Origin of the sequence: Microcoleus sp. Pol14D4, assembly GCF_036701245.1 — a bacterium.
GTDB lineage: Bacteria > Cyanobacteriota > Cyanobacteriia > Cyanobacteriales > Microcoleaceae > Microcoleus.
This window is the reverse complement of the sequence record NZ_JAUBQM010000014.1, coordinates 33,006-51,812: the sequence shown is the minus strand read 5'-3', so window position 1 is coordinate 51,812 and position 18,807 is coordinate 33,006. Positions and strand designations below refer to the sequence as shown.

Here is an 18,807-nt window from a genome sequence, read left to right as displayed (position 1 = left end):
ATCTAAGTCATATTTAAAAAGTAATGAGTTATGAGTTGCCATTACGAATTTAATCTTACAGCAGTTACTCACCCCTACTCAATCAACAGGGTTTTCAAAACATAATCGAAAGCCTCAAACAAGTATTTTCGTCCATCCAACCCGGTTGATGCACCTATGATTATCTTACTCAAGACTCAAAACTCAAAACTATTAAGACTCCCGTCCACTCGCCCACTTATCCCGCCATTTCACAGTCCCTTCCGAAACTAAAACCCAGCGGCGACAAACCAGATTTTCTCGGAGAGGCGACAGTCCTTCCCGTAGAAGTGCATACTTATAAGAAATCAACTTCCCCGCACTTTCATTAAAAGGAATTTCACCAAACCAAGTATTAGTATTGATATACTCCAAGGGGAAACCCTTACTAATATCCCAATTCCCCAATTCAGGACAATCTCCAATCACCACAATTCTTTCACCAGGCTGAGTTCTAACGCTGTTAAGCTGGGCCCGCACAATAGTTTTTGCCTTAACTCGCTCTCCGACGCGGCTAAAAATCATTACTTCTCGCGCACCCAATTCTAAGTTGTACAGCATTCCATCTTTAACTTCAAACTTACGGCGCGATAAAACCTCCGTATGCTCTCCATCAGGCAGCTCAGTATCAACCTCTTTAATTGTAACAGCATTGCCACGATTCATCGCTACAAACACCACAGAATCGCGATAGCGGCGCACGTAACAATAAACATCAGCAGTTAAATATTTTTGCCACTGACTCCCCATCGAAATAGCTGGATTCAGCCGCCGCAATCCCGACAGCAACCGCACATCCCGGTAAATTGGCGAATCAGTATCCCACTTTTCCATCATCGGGCGGTTGTATGGGTCATTGCCCCCATCTGTATCATCGTGCAAATACTGTTCGGTGCCGTAATAAATGCAGGGAATGCCGCGAGTCGTCATAATTAAACATATCGCCAACTGCAGCATTTCTGGATCGGGATTCAACGACTGAAACCTCGGCATATCGTGGTTGTCAATAAAAGTAATCAACTCCGTCGCGCCGTAGTAGCGGTGATCTAAATTCAGGACATCTTGGACTAACTTAAATCCTGCCTCGGCACCCTTTCCTAATACTTCTCGAATGGCCACGCACAGACCAAAATCTAAAATAGTCATCCCCGACTCGTTGACAAATTCCACAGAACGATCGTTTCGAGGATCGCTGTAAATCCATTCGCCAAAAATGAAAACATCAGGTCTGTGTGTTAAAATGTCAGCAGTAAATTCCTGCCAAAACCAAATAGGCATATGCTTGACTGTATCAACCCGCAAAGCATCAACACCTCTGTCCAGCCATTGTTTAATTGCTGACTTAATGTAATTCCGGTAGGCAATATTATTTTCGTTAAAAGTTGCTAAACCCGACAGTTCGCAGTTTTGGACTTGCCATTCATCTTCCCAGTTGGTGACTTCGCCATAGTGGTGATACCAGTCATCTTCATCGTCATTAAAGTCAGCTATTTTTACGCCGTCGTCGTAGAGTTCCCCTTTTTTACCGCTAAAATCTGGGTTGCTGTGATTGCAGACAATATCGAGTACGAGTTTCATGTTTCGCTGGTGCAACTCGTGTACTAATTTGTCAAATACCGTATCTTTACTTTCTTGTGTTTGGTTAATAGAAGGATTGTCGCCTTTGGCAATAAAGCGGGGATTTAGTCGCTTGAAATCTTTAGTCCAGTAGCCATGAATTGCAGCTTGTTCGACAAATAATGCTTCAACTTGCTCGAACAGTGGCGTCAGCCAAACTGCGCTAACTCCCATATCTTTTAAGTAATCGAGTTTGTCAATAACTCCCTGCAAGTCGCCGCCCCAATATCTGCCCCAATCTTTGCCTTCGGGATCGTAAAGTTCTGGGTTTGGGCCTTCGTTATTTGTGGGGTCGCCGTCGTAAAAGCGATCGACTACAATGAAATAAATTGTTTCTTGTCGGAATTCAATGTCTCTGGTGTAGAGGAATTCTAAATCGAGTTCGCTTTCTGGCTTAACTTCTTCTACCAGAGACTCAATTTTTTCTTCTGGTTCGCTAACTTCGTATTGAGAGGAAGTTTGATTGGGAGTGACTGATGTCATGAGATGTATTTTTTTATATTGTAAGATTGGTCAGTTATTGGGATCTCAAGTCGGAAATAGCTTTCCCCTCGGACTGAGTTTTACAGCATCATACGGAATTTACTCGTTTAAAGAAATCTTCCTTCAGAGAGAGGGCAGACTCATCCTTAAGGATTAGGTGAATGAGAGTTAATATTTAGCGTAATTCTCCCTCAAAGAGGCAGATCCTCAAACACCTGCCGTACCAGACTAAGCCTGGTAATGAGAAAAGGTGTACTAATTGTGCGATCGTCCTTTTTTCCTTCCTTTCATTCCTCCCGCAAACTTTGGATATCTTCAACCCTCAAACCAATTGTTTGAGTAATGGTTTGATTGTCAATTAGATTGAGAAGCTGCCTAGGAATTTGCAGAGCATTTTCTCCCATTCCTTGCTGCATTACTTGCTACAATTCTTGTTGTAATCCTTGTGCAAGTCCTTTATCCTTATATCTTGCACCATTCTCGCTCGCACAGGCTTTCGGGCCGGTTCGACAAAGAGTTGATTTTTTTGTGGGAGGGCAGGAAAGCCCGATCTGAAAGGATTCTTGAGAATCGTGCCACATCTCAGCTACCCTGACTATGCAGCAGTATTTAACTAGAGCGATCTACTTATCCCAAAAAAGAACGATCGCCCGACATCCACCCCAACCCTAGCTAACCACAGCCACCGCAGACTCTGGAACCTGAGAATGCTCCACCCGAAAAACATTCGCGCTCAAATTAGCAACAATTTGTTTCCCCTGCTGCGTTAGTTCCAAATAGCCGATCGCATCCTTCACATATCGATAAACCACATTCCAATAAAACTTCGGATAACCATTTCGCAACTCTCCCGGATTTTGATAGCCCAAAACCAGATTTTGCCCAGTCTCCTCAAACTCATAAAACAGCGCCGCAATCTTTTGCAAATATCGTGGATCGCTCAACTGACCAATTAAATCAGCAGCGCGCACTAAACCTGGATAATTGACAGTCTCTTGATAATCTTCATCGGCAGGAACTGGGAAACGAGTCAGCTCAATATTACGCTTAACCACCTCAGCATCAATCAGTTTGTGACCGCCAAAACGCTCATCAATAAACATTTTTCCGCGATCGACATGATAAGGCGTCAAACTCGCATCCGTCGCCCCCGGAGGTAGCTTCACTTGCGAATCCTCTATCCCCGTTGCATACAGCCTCAAATCAGTTCGATCTTGCCGACAAACCCCCTTCACATACCCGATATCGTGACACAGCAAAGCAATGTGGAAATGCAACCAATGTTCACATAAAACACCACCCTCCCGGATGTGCTTGCCGCGCAAAATCTCCTGTCCCACCAAAGTCACTAAAATAGTGTGTTCCACATTGTGATAAAGAGCATCGCTATTAGCAATATTTTCCAAAGCCATACTCGCTGCCCAAGCAATAATTTCACTATAGTCAGATTTCAACCCGCCGTAGGTGTACCGGTAGCCTTCAATCAGTCGATTTACAAAAGCATTAATCAGCAGTTCAGTTGCATTAAACATATTCACTTCCCTGAGCCCACGTAGATCATTAAATTATTTTTATAGTTATTGTTTTTGGTGCTACCGTTTAATGTTATTTTTGGCTTAAGCGCGACGATGGAGACCAACTCCTATCGAGACGCATCCATTGATATTATCAACAATTATGGCTTAAATTATGGCTCTCGCAACTACCAGAGCGACACACCCCATCAATAATTGAGATAAATGGACGATCGAGGTATGACACCCCTCAATCAGCAGTACGGTGTTCCATCTTCCGTGCATACGTCAGTCGATTTTAAATTTTAGATTTACTCGACAGATACATCTGGGGGCGAGAAGTAGGATCTAAAATTTTGGGTTGCTCACCACTGTTGTCGGAAACTTGTATCTGTTTTCGCTGCTTCCGCCCAAAAACGAGAGCGATGGAAAACGCAACCCCATTAATTCCTCATACACAGGATTAAGCTTGCACATAGGCGGTATGTAGAAAAGATGGTGTCCCAATAACTGAATATATCTCTCTCAACAACACCGTGCGAGTATAACTTGGCACACCGCTAAGTTACTGGCGGCTCTCCCCCTGCATGCAGTGCTATCAAGTCACTGTCGCACTGCTTGCACGAGGCGATCGCTAAAAGTTAAGTCTAGGCAGTGATTTTCCGGGAAAATACTTACAGTCAACTTCATGATTTATCTCAGTAATCATTACTAACAAAAACTTAGGCATCACCCGACTTAATTCTCAACGAAACCCACTGTTGCTCCGATGACCTGAATAAGTTTTATGGGTGACATTCACAGTCGCCAAATGTGATGCGAAGAGCTAGCATTTGTGATTCAAAACTCGCTAAAGTGTGAGACAGATCACGCCCTCTGTTCCCTACAGAATCTATACTTGGATAGATGGCAAGAAAATAAGACAGAATCAGTGGCAGCCCTCCCTCGCAGCTCCCCTCTCCGATCATCTGCGATCTACGACTCTGTATACTTACTAATATAAGGTTTCAGGCAATGATTAAACAAAAACATAAATATGCCGACCTTGCTCAACTCCCCCACACAGATACCGTGCTCCAAAAACTCCCTGTAGAAGTTAAAGATTGGGCCCAAAGCTTGCCTTGGAACCAACGGCGCTATGTCTTGTCTCTCTGCTACATATTGTGTGCATCTACTCCCGACTTGCAAGCAGAATTTTTAGATAATTATACAGCCGACGGTTTAGTCTCAAAAATGTTTGAAGATGTAGATACTCTACACCGAGTCAAAGAGTATTTAATCAGATTTAGGGTCAAAAAACAATTAAACGAATCAGATTTAAGAAGCTACATCAAACAATTTTATATCCACTCAGCTCAACAATCGCGCCGAGAAACTGACCAATATTTAGAATCTGCACTCCGCTTCGTCTTGAGTACAGAAGAACGCAATAATGTTTTTAACTATATTTTGGGCTTTGAATTTATTAAAATTGTGTTTCAAATGAGCTGGTTGCAACACGAAAGATTAGCGAGACTGCAAAAAAATCAGTCGCAGTTTATTGAAACCTATATCAAGCCGATTCAACACGCACACAGAATTAATGGCATAATTATACCGAAAGATGAGAGAATCTTTTTTGCCAGACGCACCTATTACGTTCAACTACCTAACATTTCCTACAGAAGACTCATTGAGTTAGTCATGGCAACTTTTACTACAGAAATGGTGAGTAATTGCGGATTTTCTATCAGCCGCCACTCTCAAGCTCTGCGTTTTGACTGCGATTACATTTATGATCCAGAACCTGAAGAAGAAAGATTTCCTACTGACTTGCAATTTATTCATTAACTTGACGCAGTAAGGTGTACCCTAATTTGCTTTTTTCTCTTTACTTTTAGTTGCGCTTTGGGAACAGGATAGTTTTTGAATCATGGGACTTTGAGTCGGCCGGTTAAAACCGAATTTTTCAGCCGGATTAGATATAAAATAGGAGGGCTGTATCAACTAACCTTCCGCTTGCATTTCTTCAATGTCAAACCAGCTAACTATCACTCCCGCTAGCGGAATTGCCAGAAATATACCTAAAAGTCCTGCTGATCTTGCTCCGACTAACAGTGCAAAAAATACCACTACCGGATTGAGGTTAAGGGAATTTTGCATCAGTCTCGGATGAATAAAGTTGTCTTGAATTTGCTGCAAAACAATGCAAGCTGCCAATACTTTTAAAGATAGCCACACATTTTGAGACAATACAATAAAACAAACTAAGCTAATTCCCAGCGTCGCTCCGATCCCTGGAACTAAATCAAACAATCCGATAATAAAGGCTAAAATTAAGGGAAATTTCACATCTAACAGCAGAAAAATTAAAAAACTTGCTGTTGTCAAAAATAACATTAATAGGATTTGTGCCTGAAAAAATCCTAAAAAGTTTTTCTCTATTGTTACGCTTAAACGCCTGTGCAGGTGTCGAGGTATAAATTTGAGAACTAACACCCACAGCCTCTCTCCATCAAGTAACATGAAAGAAGCCACCACCAAAATTAATATTAAATTCAATAAATTGGTTAAAAATACTTGTAAAAAAGCAATACTCGATACAACTCCGGCCAAAGCTTGATTTCGCAGTTGTTCCTCAATAACTCGCAGGTTAACTTGCAGGTTTCTCGCCCGCAGAAATGCTTCGATGCGCTCGGACAGAGGCGCCAGAGCATTCAAAAATTCAGTCACGCTGTCAATTAATTGCTGTCCTTGAGATAAAAGAGTGACGCCTACAGTGACGGTGAGACCGCCCAAAACTAAAATGGTGAGCAAGACAACGAAGGCGACAGCTAAACTTCGCGGTAAAAATCTTTGGAGAGTTCGCACCGGATAGTTGAGCAAAAAAGCCACGAGTGCAGCAATGGTGAAAACCGCGACGGCAGTTTCAAAGTAAGCTAAAAGTTGCAGTCCAGCCCAACCAGAAGCAAATAAAAGCAAAAACCGGACTAAGGCTAAATTGCTTAGCATATTCCAAAAATTGGGAGGGGTTCTTTCTTGCTCTTTCACAGGGATTTTTAGGGGTTAATAATAGCTCAAAACTATTGCAGAGTGATCTTTTAGAATCGCACCCAAGATATATCTGCGGCTATCCCCCTCAAGGCAGAAAACAGATGACGAACGGAGGCAGGAGTGGATTCTATTCACCATAAGTTCGATCGTAACCAATGCCCAATGAAACACGCCCCCGATCGAACAAACAGCTTTTCTGACTCTAAAACCGCCTCGGAAACTCTTGGCGATGGTAGTATTGGTGGCCCAAGCCCGATCGCAACTAACACACAAACGCTCAAATTTGCTGGCGTCGAAAAACCCGGTTTCCGTGTCAGCCGCGAAAAATTTCAACTCTGCCTCCTGGAAGATAGTATGAACAGGTCAATTTTTGGGATACTAGAAACTAGCACTCAACTTAGCTGAGGAACAAACGTGCTGCTATCAAAAGGCTTTGAAGTAGAAATGTATACCGGCACTCCCGAAGGTGAGGTTGTCGGTCTCTCCGATCGCATAGTCGCCGATCTAGAGGGATTCGTCCGGGAGCCTGATAGCCGCAATGTGGAGTACACGACCGCCCCGCTGTGCAGCTACGATCGCCTGCTGTGCGCCTTAGTCAAGCCACGAGTCCGGCTGCGCGAGTATCTCAAACAATTGGGCGACTATACCTTGCTGCCGGGAAGTACCTTGTCTCTCGGAGGGAGCGATCGATTTTACAGATCCGATCCCAACAACCCCTACCACACTTACATCGAGCAAACCTACGGCACCAAAGTCGTTACCGCCAGCATTCACATTAACATCGGCATCTCCCAACCAGAAATGCTGATGCGCGCCATCCGCCTAGCCCGCGTCGAAGCACCGCTATACCTTGCCTTGAGCGCCTCTTCCCCCTTCCTCGACGGCGAAGTCACTGGCTATCATTCCACTCGGTGGGGTTTGTTTCCCAAAACTCCCGCCATCGTCCCCTTGTTTGAAAGTCACAAGCATTACATTCAGTGGACTGAAGAACAGCTAGAACTCGGTACTATGCAAAACGTCCGTCATCTGTGGTCGGCAGTGCGACCAAATGGCGATCGTCGCCCCTACTGTCTCAACCGCCTCGAACTGAGAATTTGCGACCTCGAAGTCAATCCTCTGGCTTTGTTAGCCATCACTGCCTTACTAGAAGCTCGCATTTGGCAGATGATGGAAGACCCCAGCTTAGACCCGTTAGAACTCAGCACCTTGCCGGTGGCCACCCGTAACGAAGACTTAGTTGCCCTCACAGACGCCAACGAAATTGCTGCCTCCCGGCAAAGTTTGGATGCCGAACTCACCCACTGGCAAGACGGCAGAACTATTCTGGCACGAGATTGGATTGAGGAAATTTACCGAGAAGTGTGGCCTATAGCCAAAAAACGCGGCTTTAGCTGCTTTCTCTCACCGCTCAAAAAGATTCTCCGGGAAGGCAACACCGCCCAGCAGTGGTTGAAGCTGCACGAGGCTGGTTCTGACACCCGCAGTATTATTCTCCAAGGGATTCAGGGGATGGCTCACCAAGAATGGGAGCTAGAAGACAACTTGTGTGCCCAGTTAGTTGCCTGAAGTACCCGCCGTTGTTATAACGGGGCTTTCACTAGCCCCCTGGCTATGCGTACTCAGCCAATACAAATAGCCCGAACCTCTCGGTCAAAAGTTGCAGAGCGACTCCCAAAAACAAATCAGAATATTTAATCAATGGAGCTCGACAAAGGTTATAAATAAAAGCTATAAGGTATATCTACCTTTGGGTAGTTTTATAAATTTCCCAATAGCTGTATTTTTCGCTGTTTAATTAGCTTCATGCCCCAACTTGTCTTGATTCACCCGCAAATCCCCCCGAATACTGGCAATATCGCCCGCACTTGCGCTGCCACAGGCACCGAACTGCATTTAGTGGGCCCCCTGGGGTTTGAAATTAGCGATCGCTACCTGAAACGGGCCGGCTTAGATTACTGGCCCTACGTCAACCTCCACTGCCACGAAGACTTAGCGGCTTTTCTGGCCTATCGGCAGCAGCGCGGGGGACGATCGATCGGATTCAGCACTGGCGGGCGATGCAATTACGCGCAATTCCAATTTCAGCCCAGCGACTGGCTGATGTTTGGCTCGGAAACTGTAGGCATTCCCCAATTCGTGTTGGATGCCTGCGACGCCACAGTTTTTATTCCTATGAGCCAGCCTGGAGTCAGGAGTTTGAACCTCTCCGTCAGCGCCGCTGTGGGTTTATTTGAGGCTAAACGACAGTTGGGCGAGCTGGGATAAATCATTATCAACACATAAACATATAGATATTTAATAGCTGCTGCAGGCTGCCAAATCTTCTTTTAAATATAAGAAATTTGTATCTAAGGGGTGAAAATCTAGATAGCAGACATTAATATATTTTATTCATTCAAAAACAGATTGTTATCAGCAACACCAAATTACTCCCAAGATGATTCAGCAACAAAAACCGAGGATTTTAGCGATTTAGGGCGTGAGCGAGTACCAGCTTGGGTCTGAACACTATATCTAGTAAATATACGGTTGTAGGTTGTCCGGAAATTAGCCTAAAGTCTGATAATAGGTGAGAGTTCAGAGCCTTACCGGAACGAAGATTTTATGTATTCGTTCCAGCTATTGCGGTGTAAGGCTTGTGGGGTTAATTGCAGCAGGTTTGACCGAGAATTTTAAAATTTCTGACGGTTTGAGCTTGTCTAAATTAAAAAAGCAAGGTAATCTGGCCTAAGCATGATAGCTGTCAACAATCAGAATATTTTTGGTTGTTGATTTAAACTCAGCGTCATGCGATCCCCTTGAGTGTTTCCAAGGACAGTTAGCGCTTCTCAGTAGGAGGTCGTTTTTTTGAAACGAACATATCCCCAAATTAAGCCTGTTCAGGCTAGTGAAATCGACAGAGACGGTTCTGCGGAACCATCCAAACAGACAACGCTCAGCACAGGCAGAGTTCGCTCTCTCGCCACGATCGGGCTGGCAATATCGGTAGGTGCTTCTGGCATTCTGCTACCGAGAAATGGAGACAGCGCTCGCGCGTCTGAACTCGCACCGACATCAGAATCCACCGCTGAAGTACAGCCAGTCTCGGCCAACGGGCCCGCTACCTCCGCACAAGTTGACGGTTCCAGGGCCGAACAGCCCGGATCACCTTCTGACTCGGTTGCGGTTAAGGTCCAGCAGGGGCAAAGCCTTTGGGAGCTTTCTCGGGATTATGAAGTTGAACCGTCGGCACTAGCAATTGCCAACGACATCAAACCCGATACCATACTCCAAGTTGGCCAACAGCTCAGAATTCCGACTGCGACGGAAGCCACACCACAACAGAACGCAGGCTATAGCACATCGGCTGGGCTAGAGCACGCAGCGACGGTAAATCCCGAACAAGAGTTAAATCTGACTGGCTCCGAGCCATTGGATAGTGCAGCCATGACAGCGCTGCCATCAACCGCAGCGACCCCGCTGGTCACGGCGGTACCGGAACAAAGTTCGATCGACATCCCGAATGCAGACGGGGCGATCGACAGTTTGAAAAAACAGGAAAACCGCACCACAGAATCGGGTCGAACCCTGTTAGGGTCTGAGGCGGGAGCAAATTTATCTACACCTGGGGCATTTTTACCCGAGTCAGCACCGACGCAGACCTCTCCGGGATATGCAACTGGGACAACTATTCCTGACCTCGATGCCACACCTGTAATTCCCAATTCCGGGGGAGGTCAAGCAGCATCGCCCGATCGAGCATTCGAGTCAATTGAACAGTCTTTGGCAACACCCAGTTTGCCCTCGGCTGTGCTAGTCCCCCCTGCGGGAAGTACCGCCGCGCCGGCTGAGGCCCTATACAGCGTGCGTCCGGGAGATACCCTAGATGCGATCGCCAAAGGTCACGGCGTATCGCCCAAAGATCTGATCTCCGTCAACAAGCTGGGCAACCCCAACTTGCTGAATGTCAATCAACGGCTCAAAATTCCCCAAGTAGGGTTTAAAAATCCAGGGGTACAGGCGGCAGCCTCTTATTCTGCCTCCAACTCTACATCTGTATGGGCGGCGAGTTCGGTTCCCGCATCTTTAAACCCCAGCTCGTCTACCTCGGAAATAGCCGGTGCTGGTGTTGCAGCACCCGCACCCACAGTGCCTGTTGTCTCTCCCCTGGAGAACCTGGAAGGTCTGAACAATATTTCAGCGCCCATGGTTCCCCAAATTAACAGCATTCCGCTGACTCAAGTTTCCCAAACCATTAGCGATCCACGGAAGCTGGATCTCCAAGGCGAACCAACATTTACAGGTGCAGTTGACACCAGTGCCCTGCCTGGACCAGCCCGTGAAAATGCTACCGCTATGGCTACGGGAGCATACCCGCAGCCGATCGGCTTCGTGGCAAATACTAGCGCCCAGGCTTCAAATGCCGATCCAACTAGCGCTTTACCAGACTCGAATTCGGAGGCTCTCCCCACCGCAGAAGCTCTCAACCCTTATTCCGAACGCTTGAGGGCAGAAGTGGTCAGGCTGCGAGAGGAATATCGTGCCTCGCGCAATTCGATCGGCTCCAATGCGGTGTCCCTGGCTCCAACTGACGGGCCCTCGGTCAACCCGTCTGAGGATATGCCAAGTGTCAATCCATATCTCTACACCCCCGACTATACTGAGGCGGTGCAGAATGAAATCAGCAGACCGCCATCGAGAGCCTGGTCTGAGCAGGTTCAGAAGCAGCAGCAAGAGCGTTTAGACCCCTCTCGCGCCGCGGAACTGCAACCGATAAACCTGACGCCGACCTCTGCTGGGCAGCGGCCTGTGGTAGCAACTGCTCCTTTGGGAGCCGACGGTTACGATCCCCTAAGCAACCCGTCTTTGGGACGGATGGTTTCTCCAGAACTGCCTCCGCTTTCGAGCCCTGATACTTATCTGCCTAACGGCAAACAACAGTCGGCTAACGGGTTTATTTGGCCGTCGAAGGGTGTTCTTACTTCTGGCTACGGCTGGCGGTGGGGACGGATGCACAAAGGAATTGATATTGCAGGGCCGATCGGCACGCCAATTGTGGCAGCATCAGACGGGGTGGTTACCTATGCTCAGTGGAACGACGGCGGCTACGGGTATCTGGTGGAAATTACCCATCCTGACGGCACTGAGACTGTCTATGCCCACAACAGCCGGATTTTGGTGCAAAAGGGTCAGAAAGTTGCTCAAGGGGAACAGATTTCCGAAATGGGCAGCACGGGCTTCAGTACCGGGCCTCACTTGCACTTTGAAATTCATCCCGCCGGACAGGGTGCTATCAACCCAATGGCTTTTCTGCCAGACGATGCGTCCAGCGCTTCTCGGTAACGACTGGTCGGAAGTTATGGGTTTTGAATGATTATCAAAACTCATAACTTTTACTGGAAGTTATGAGAAATAATGTTGTGTGAAAAGAAGACATAGCTAGCCCTACCGTGCTACGATAGTAAATCGTGAAGTAGATTTGGCTCAGTGGCGCAGTGGTTAGCGCAGGGGACTCATAAGCCCAAGGTCGCAGGTTCAAATCCCGCCTGAGCCATTATTAAATCAAAAAAAATACGCTCTCAAAATTGAGAGCGTATTTTTTTTGATTTATCGAGAAGATACTTGTAGTCGTTATGAGTATGATATATTTGTAACAGTTCGTAAAAAAGGAAACAAAATCTATGACCAGTGAATGCCTCCGGGTTGGTCAAGCTGCACCCGATTTCGCAGCAACAGCCGTAGTGGATCAGGAATTCAAGACTGTTAAACTGTCAGACTATAAAGGCAAAAAGTATGTAGTCCTGTTCTTCTACCCCTTGGACTTCACCTTTGTGTGCCCGACTGAGATTACAGCATTTAGCGATCGCTTCGAGGACTTCAAGAAAATCGATACCGAAATCCTCGGCGTATCCGTTGACAGCGAATTCTCTCACCTCGCTTGGATACAAACAGACCGCAAATCAGGCGGTGTCGGCGACCTCAACTATCCCTTAGTTGCTGACCTCAAAAAAACAATTAGTTCAGACTACAACGTCCTCGACCCTGAAGCAGGCGTTGCCCTCAGAGGTCTGTTCATCATCGACAAAGAAGGCATCATCCAACACTCTACTATCAACAATCTTGCCTTCGGCCGCAACGTGGACGAAACTCTCCGCACTCTGCAAGCTATCCAACACGTCCAGTCTCACCCCGATGAAGTTTGTCCCGCCGGCTGGCAGCCCGGTGACAAGACTATGACTCCCGATCCGGTCAAGTCTAAGGTATTCTTTGCTGCAGTTTAAGCACATTATAGGTGTAGGGACACGGCAGTGTCGTGTCCCTACCCGCAGGGGAATTCATTTAACGGGATTTTGAATTAACAATTAGCAATTAGCAATTACCCAATTAGGAAATATGCTGACTTCTACTAATTTTAGCGGCTTGTTAAATGAGCGGTTTTTCCAAAATTTGTTGCCTGTGCCGGCGACTAATGTTCTGAACCTGGGGCAGATGACGCCAGATTTTGAATTGCCGGATATTAATAATGGCAAATTGGTACGGCTGTCGAATTATCGCGGCGATAAGCCGGTAATTTTGGCTTTTACGCGGATTTTTACTGAAAAGCAATATTGCCCTTTCTGTTTTCCTCACATTAAAGCTTTGAATGAAAACTGGGAAAAATTTGCCGATCGCAATATAGAATTATTGATGGTTGCCAGTACCGACGATCGCCAAAGCCAAATTGTGGTTAGAGATTTAGGCTTGAAAATGCCTCTGCTTTCTGATCCAGGCTGTAAAGTGTTTCGGGCTTATCAAGTCGGTCAGGCTTTAGGTGCTCCTTTGCCTGCTCAGTTTGTTTTGAATGCAGATGGAAAACTCCTCTTCAAACATTTGTTTTCTTTCATAGACCACAATGCTAGTGTGGACACTTTATTGAAATATGTCGATCGGTAAGGACACCGCTGCTGTGTTCTAATTAGGAGTTTTTCACCGCTGATGTACGCTGGTTTAGGCCCATCAGCGGGATTTTTTCACCGATTGACACTGGTTGCGACAGCCCTTTAGTTATAAATACTTATTGTGCCAATTTCGATGGCGGAATGTTGCCATGTTCGCTCGACATTAATCTAGGCTATAGCTTGAAGGTACTTAGTACAAGTTTAAGCCAATGTCGTCTCCCAAAGATCGATCGAGCAAAATTGAATTGAGCGTCTTAGCGTCGCATCCTGAGTTGTTGACAGGTTTAGAAGCGTGGCTGCGTCTAGGTTTGCTTTCGCCCGCTGAGGTTGAGGAATTGTGCCGCCAGTATTTAGTCTGCCCACTCACAGAGCCCGCTGTAGACCTTTCTGAAATTGAGGAGTCGCGAGATCCTATTGCCGAGCCAAAAATACCTGCCTTATCAACGCAAAAAGCAGTACCTAGCAGCAGACAAAGCGTTGCTAGGCCCACAGAAACTACTCAAACCCCTAATTTTATCGCTCAAATTTTGCACTCGCTAATGGCAGAAATTAGCGTGGTGTGGCTGTTGTTTTTAGGAGTGTTCATGGTAGTTGTCTCCTCTGGAGTCTTAGCTGCCAGTCAGTGGGAAAGATTTCCTGCCGCCGGACAATATGGAGTTTTGTTAGCTTATACTTTAACTTTTTGGGCGATTAGCAGTTGGGCCAACAGACAGGTTAATTTGCACTTGACTGCTCAAACTTTGCAAGAAGTGACACTGTTGCTAGTGCCGATCAATTTTTGGGCAATGGATACTTTTGGATTGTGGCGGTATCCTTGGGATTGGGTGGTAGCAATCGCAGCGGCACTTATTTTGACTTGGATAACTGCCCGGATTATCAAAGATCAATATCAAAGCTGTTCCGGAAAAAACATCACTCGTTCGATCGCCCTAAATCACTTGGGATTGAGTTATTTGCACTGGGGGTGGGCATTTGTCGGCTTTTCCCTTACTGCGGTTTATGTGGGTACAGTGGGAACTGCTGCTATTACAGTTTATCAAGTTCAGCAACAAAGATTGCAATTTATCCAACGTGGGGTAACTACTGAAACATTCCCCGCTGCTTTCAGTTTGAGCAGAGATTTTCTGACTTACAAAAAAGCGGCTTTAATAGCTTATTCGTTAGGAATTTTACTGGGTCGAGCGATATTTGTCAAAGATGTAAATATCGCTGAAATGGGTTTAGCTTTGGCGATTTGTGGCGTGCTTTTAGCATGGCTGGATTGGCAGCACCCCCTCGCATCTGAAACTATTGAAAATAATATATCCGACCAGCCAAATCCTAGCAACTTTTTTAACTGGCAATTAGCGGGAATGGGCTTGTTGGGTTTGGGGTACCTGGTTTGTTTTCGCGACATTCCGCTACAGGCGATCGCAGTTAGCGGATTGGCTGTTTGGTTTTTTTATAACCGTTTAGTGAGATTTTGGCAAGAGTTTGATTTGCTAATGCTGGAGGCGGTGGGGCTTCAGAGTATTTGGCTGTTTTGTCGAGGGCTTCCTTTAGGGATTAGAACACAAGTTGTGGCATTTTTAGCTCAGCTTACAAACTCTCAGGAAACTCCTTGGGCTTTTTGGGGTGTTCTGCTGTTGCCTTATGTAATTTTAATGGTAAGTGCAGCGCAGTGGCTCTACCGCAAACGAAGGTTTCAACTTGCCAGTTTTGGCGAAAACCTTGCTCTCGGTTTGGGGAGTGGTTTAACTATTATTAGTTGTGTCAATCCGTTTTGGCGATCGCTCAATTTATTCGTCTCTACTTTAATTCTAGGTTGGATTACTTGGAAATACGTAATCCCAGATAATTCTCGGCGAGTTTCGAGGTCGGCTTCTGCGGCTGAACAACCTGGAAATCCGGCAATTTTAATTACCATAACTCACATTATTGGTTTATGCGCGATAGCTTCTGCAATTGACTTATTTTTGCCCAACCAGCCACCCAATATTTGGTCGGCAATATTATTGATTTTTATGGCGGCTGAGTGGGTATTTTTTGTCTGGATGAAAGCGGCGACTTTCCGAGAAAATTCTGGCTTTTTCCGCTGGCATCCTGCTTGGTCCCAAAGTTCCTGGTATTTGGGCTTAGTATTAGCAGGATTCAGCTTTATCTTGTTGCAAAATTATGTGATTGCGGGTACTGCCACTCATCGCCCTCAGTGGAGTTTGCTCTGGCTGGCGACTCCTTTGGCATTGACTGGTGTTGCTAAATATACTGAGAGTCCTCACAAAAAAGTTGCCAGTACATTTAGTACAATCGCCCTAATATTTGCACAATTTATAATTTTTATTTTTCCGGGGTATCGGTTAATTGGTTTGGGCTTGGCAGCCGGATTAATGTTGGTTAATACTTACTATTTAGTCGAATTGCCAGCGGCTGTAATTGAAGTGGGATTTGGCTTGAGTTTCGTAGCTGCAGCGATCGATCAATTAGGTTTTGTGTCTGGTTGGCTTTGGGGAATTGCCGGGGCGATCGCTCTTTTGTGTCTGTGGTTGCTTCGCAGCATAATAGTTCGTTTTTCCAGCCGTTTGCCTGAGCCTTCTCAATTAGCTGAAATTTACGAGCGAGCTTTAGATGGATGGGCAATCTTACTGGCAAGCTTGCTGTTAACAACTATTACTTTTTATTCCTATGAACTCTACGCAGGCATTAGCTTAAGTTTCCTGCCCTCTACTGAAGTTTTGGCTGCTATTTTGGTGATAATGGCTGCGATTATTTTCCGAAATTTACGCCAACTTTCCCCTCTGGCAATTTATGCCTTGGCTTGGAGTTTGGAGTTGTTGACAGCAGTGGGTTTGAGTTTTGTAGATCGTACTGCGATTAATTTGGCAGTTGCTAATATCGCTCTCGGATTGTTTACTCAATTATTGGGTGATTTGTGGCGGCGCCGCCACCCCGATCCAACAATTTTACCTGGCATTCATTTTATACCTTTGGTTTACGGGGTATTGGGTTTAACTTTCCGATCGCACACTTTGACTAATTGGACTGGTTTAACTGTGTTGGGGGCGTCTTTAATTGCGATCGGCATTGGTAGGCGGGAGCCAGAATTCAAACCTTTGGTTTATTTGGGATTAATTGGCTTCTCCGTTGCGGCTTACGAATCGCTACTATATCAACTTTTTCAAACACCGGGAGGAGCTTTTGGCGATGGCTTAATTGTCCTGGCAACTCTCGGCACAGCTTTAACATATATCTATCGCATTTTATCTCCTTGGCTCAGCAATTATTTACATTTAACTAATGCAGAGTTAAAAATATTTGCTCACCTGCACTGGATTTTGAGCAGTTTGCTGCTGATTTGGGCTTCTGCCGATGACATTAAGTCCGGCCTAAATTTAGGATTAGTCACTGGTGCTTTATTAGTTCAATATGCTTTCTTGCAAGGGCGAAATAATCTCGATCGCCAATGGGGAGAAATTTGGATTTACTTGGGCTGGCTAGAAGCCTTTGGCATCCGGCTTTATTGGATCAATACGCCTTTAGTTAAGTATATTTCCGGGCCGCTGGGGCCTTGGAAAGTTGCCCTCGCTTCTTTATTAGCTTATTTCATTTACATTTTGCCTTGGGACAACTGGGGTTGGTCAAAAAAACCTTGGCAGGTAATTGCTTCGCTGATTCCAATAGTTACTATTTTGGAAAGTCCGGCTAAGTTTTATCCGATTAGCTTGCTGATAGCTGCTACCTTCTATTTTTTCCTGGCTTGGGAAAGGGAGGAAGTTCGTTTTACCTATGTGAGCGTGGCGATAATTGACTGGATAATGCTGCGGTGGTTCTGGCAAATAGGATTGACTCAGCCAGAGTTTTATGTTACTCCTTTAGGACTTTCTTTACTTTACATTACTCAGTTCGATGGCACTCTCAAATTACCAGCACAAAAACCGCTCCGCCACACTCTGCGAATCCTCGCAACTGCGCTGATTTGCGGGATGCCTCTTTTGACTCAGCAAAGCCACGGTTTAGTTGCAGGAGCTTTTAGTTTAGTGGCGATTGCAGCGGGTTTGGCGCTGCGAGTTCGGGCGTTTTTGTTTGTGGGAACAGGAATTTTTTTAATCAATGTTTTCTATCAGTTGGTGGTTCTTATCTTCGATTATCCGCTGATTAAATGGGCAATTGGTTTAGCTTTTGGAATTGCGTTTATCTGGATTGCTGCTACTTTTGAAACGCGGCGCGATCGCATTTCTGCTTTGGTGCAGCATTGGATTGGGCAATTGCAATCGTGGGATTAGGTTCATCGATTGTAAGGCGGGCAATGCCTGCCCTGCTGAACGACTAATGGTCGATGTAGTATAATCACATTATTAAACCTGGATCGCAGACAAAAACTTTAATATTCCTGTACGAAACAATGATGACAACTCAGTTAATCAAGCGGTTATTTACAGTAAAAGAATATCATCAGATGATTGAAGCTGGTATCTTGACTAAAGATGATCGAGTTGAATTAATTCGAGGAGAAATTGTTCAAATGGCCGCCGTTGGTAGAAGGCATACATCTCATGTCAAGCGTCTGACAGAGTTATTCTATATCTGCTTATTATCGAGAGTAACCATTGGAGTTCAAGATCCGGTAGAATTGGACGATCGCTCGGAACCTGAACCGGATATTTCCTTGCTGCGACGGCGCGATGATTTTTACGAATCGGGACATCCTCAGTCTGAGGATATTTTACTAATTGTGGAAGTAGCGGATGCAACCGCTGAAACTGACAGAAATATCAAAATTCCTCTTTATGCCGAAGACAATATTGTAGAAGTTTGGCTAGTAGATATTAACGAGCAATGTGTAGTAGTTTATCGCGAACCTTCTCCTTCGGGATACCAAAATATTCAAAGATTTCATCGGGGTCAGGTTTTATCTATTCTAGCTTTTCCAGATGTAGAAATTGCTGTAGATAATGTGTTGGGATAATAGAGTCATAACTCATACCATTTTTGATTTTTGATTTTTGATTTTTGAATTGGGAATGATATCGTTTCCGGTTGTATCGGAATGATTTAACCGCAGAGGGCGCAGAGAACGCAGAGGGAGAGAATACAGAGAGGAATAATTCCGATGCTACCGAATTTGATCTGACTGATTATATAAGGATTTGGAGCTTGCCTAAAGTTGCTTTTTTTGGACGGCTATTTTTTAATTAAAAGCCCGGTTTCTCCGAGAAACCGGGCTTTTAATTAACAGTATTTATCCGTTT

Annotated in this window: 14 protein-coding genes and 1 tRNA gene; 10 read left to right on the top strand and 5 right to left on the bottom strand. The window is 45.4% G+C overall.

Annotated elements, in window-relative coordinates; translation table 11 throughout:
* Positions 1-192: 192 nt before the first annotated feature.
* The 4 genes from QUA33_RS08295 to QUA33_RS28200 form a co-directional block, all read right to left on the bottom strand.
* Entirely contained in the window at positions 193-2,118 is a 1,926-nt protein-coding gene (locus tag QUA33_RS08295; RefSeq protein WP_333147978.1) for an alpha-amylase family glycosyl hydrolase, read from the bottom strand.
* A gap of 287 nt (positions 2,119-2,405) precedes the next feature.
* Positions 2,406-2,534, bottom strand: coding sequence for a hypothetical protein (locus QUA33_RS08290; RefSeq protein ID WP_333147976.1), 129 nt, complete (start codon positions 2,532-2,534; stop codon positions 2,406-2,408).
* A gap of 252 nt (positions 2,535-2,786) precedes the next feature.
* Positions 2,787-3,650 carry an Npun_R2479 family HD domain-containing metalloprotein gene (locus QUA33_RS08285; protein WP_333072745.1) on the bottom strand — a complete coding sequence of 288 codons (864 nt, stop codon included), beginning with the start codon at positions 3,648-3,650 and terminating at the stop codon, positions 2,787-2,789.
* Between the two features lie 330 nt (positions 3,651-3,980).
* Entirely contained in the window at positions 3,981-4,148 is a 168-nt protein-coding gene (locus QUA33_RS28200) for a Mo-dependent nitrogenase C-terminal domain-containing protein (RefSeq protein WP_445243230.1), read from the bottom strand.
* Between the two features lie 498 nt (positions 4,149-4,646).
* On the opposite strand from QUA33_RS28200, the gene QUA33_RS08280 reads away from it, so the two are divergent.
* Entirely contained in the window at positions 4,647-5,462 is an 816-nt protein-coding gene (locus tag QUA33_RS08280) for a cobyrinic acid a,c-diamide synthase (protein ID WP_333072746.1), read from the top strand.
* 156 nt (positions 5,463-5,618) lie between these two features.
* Here QUA33_RS08280 and QUA33_RS08275 read toward each other — a convergent pair whose 3' ends face one another.
* The gene (locus QUA33_RS08275; protein ID WP_333147974.1) at positions 5,619-6,662 is read right to left on the bottom strand and encodes an AI-2E family transporter; all 1,044 of its coding nucleotides are present in this window, start codon (positions 6,660-6,662) and stop codon (positions 5,619-5,621) included.
* Positions 6,663-6,785: 123 nt separating this feature from the next.
* On the opposite strand from QUA33_RS08275, the gene QUA33_RS08270 reads away from it, so the two are divergent.
* From QUA33_RS08270 to QUA33_RS08230, 9 genes are all read left to right on the top strand, one after another.
* Positions 6,786-7,070, top strand: a complete 285-nt coding sequence (locus QUA33_RS08270) for a hypothetical protein (protein ID WP_333147972.1) — start codon at positions 6,786-6,788, stop codon at positions 7,068-7,070.
* 9 nt (positions 7,071-7,079) lie between these two features.
* A complete protein-coding gene (gshA, locus tag QUA33_RS08265) occupies positions 7,080-8,231 on the top strand; it encodes a glutamate--cysteine ligase (protein WP_333072747.1) in 1,152 nt (383 codons plus the stop codon).
* Between the two features lie 237 nt (positions 8,232-8,468).
* Positions 8,469-8,930 carry a tRNA (cytidine(34)-2'-O)-methyltransferase gene (locus tag QUA33_RS08260; protein ID WP_333068971.1) on the top strand — a complete coding sequence of 154 codons (462 nt, stop codon included), beginning with the start codon at positions 8,469-8,471 and terminating at the stop codon, positions 8,928-8,930.
* Between the two features lie 582 nt (positions 8,931-9,512).
* Positions 9,513-11,987, top strand: a complete 2,475-nt coding sequence (locus QUA33_RS08255; protein WP_333147969.1) for a peptidoglycan DD-metalloendopeptidase family protein — start codon at positions 9,513-9,515, stop codon at positions 11,985-11,987.
* Positions 11,988-12,125: 138 nt separating this feature from the next.
* Positions 12,126-12,198: transfer RNA gene (locus tag QUA33_RS08250), tRNA-Met, on the top strand.
* Positions 12,199-12,325: 127 nt separating this feature from the next.
* Positions 12,326-12,925: a peroxiredoxin gene (locus QUA33_RS08245; RefSeq protein ID WP_190663488.1), complete on the top strand. Its 600-nt coding sequence runs from the start codon at positions 12,326-12,328 to the stop codon at positions 12,923-12,925.
* A 112-nt stretch (positions 12,926-13,037) separates the two neighbouring features.
* The gene (locus QUA33_RS08240) at positions 13,038-13,577 is read left to right on the top strand and encodes a redoxin domain-containing protein (protein WP_333147967.1); all 540 of its coding nucleotides are present in this window, start codon (positions 13,038-13,040) and stop codon (positions 13,575-13,577) included.
* 214 nt (positions 13,578-13,791) lie between these two features.
* A complete protein-coding gene (locus QUA33_RS08235) occupies positions 13,792-17,841 on the top strand; it encodes a hypothetical protein (protein WP_333147965.1) in 4,050 nt (1,349 codons plus the stop codon).
* Between the two features lie 122 nt (positions 17,842-17,963).
* Complete coding sequence (locus tag QUA33_RS08230) at positions 17,964-18,524, top strand: Uma2 family endonuclease (RefSeq protein ID WP_333148013.1); 561 nt, start codon at positions 17,964-17,966, stop codon at positions 18,522-18,524.
* Positions 18,525-18,807: the final 283 nt, after the last annotated feature.

What these genes read in the sequence shown, in the direction of transcription:
- QUA33_RS08295 (WP_333147978.1), bottom strand. Translation starts at nt 2,118, where the DNA reads ATGACATCAGTCACTCCCAATCAAACTTCCTCTCAATACGAAGTTAGC.
- QUA33_RS08290 (WP_333147976.1), bottom strand. Translation starts at nt 2,534, where the DNA reads ATGCAGCAAGGAATGGGAGAAAATGCTCTGCAAATTCCTAGGCAGCTT.
- QUA33_RS08285 (WP_333072745.1), bottom strand. Translation starts at nt 3,650, where the DNA reads ATGTTTAATGCAACTGAACTGCTGATTAATGCTTTTGTAAATCGACTG.
- QUA33_RS08280 (WP_333072746.1), top strand. Translation starts at nt 4,647, where the DNA reads ATGATTAAACAAAAACATAAATATGCCGACCTTGCTCAACTCCCCCAC.
- QUA33_RS08260 (WP_333068971.1), top strand. Translation starts at nt 8,469, where the DNA reads ATGCCCCAACTTGTCTTGATTCACCCGCAAATCCCCCCGAATACTGGC.
- QUA33_RS08245 (WP_190663488.1), top strand. Translation starts at nt 12,326, where the DNA reads ATGACCAGTGAATGCCTCCGGGTTGGTCAAGCTGCACCCGATTTCGCA.
- QUA33_RS08240 (WP_333147967.1), top strand. Translation starts at nt 13,038, where the DNA reads ATGCTGACTTCTACTAATTTTAGCGGCTTGTTAAATGAGCGGTTTTTC.
- QUA33_RS08235 (WP_333147965.1), top strand. Translation starts at nt 13,792, where the DNA reads ATGTCGTCTCCCAAAGATCGATCGAGCAAAATTGAATTGAGCGTCTTA.
- QUA33_RS08230 (WP_333148013.1), top strand. Translation starts at nt 17,964, where the DNA reads ATGACAACTCAGTTAATCAAGCGGTTATTTACAGTAAAAGAATATCAT.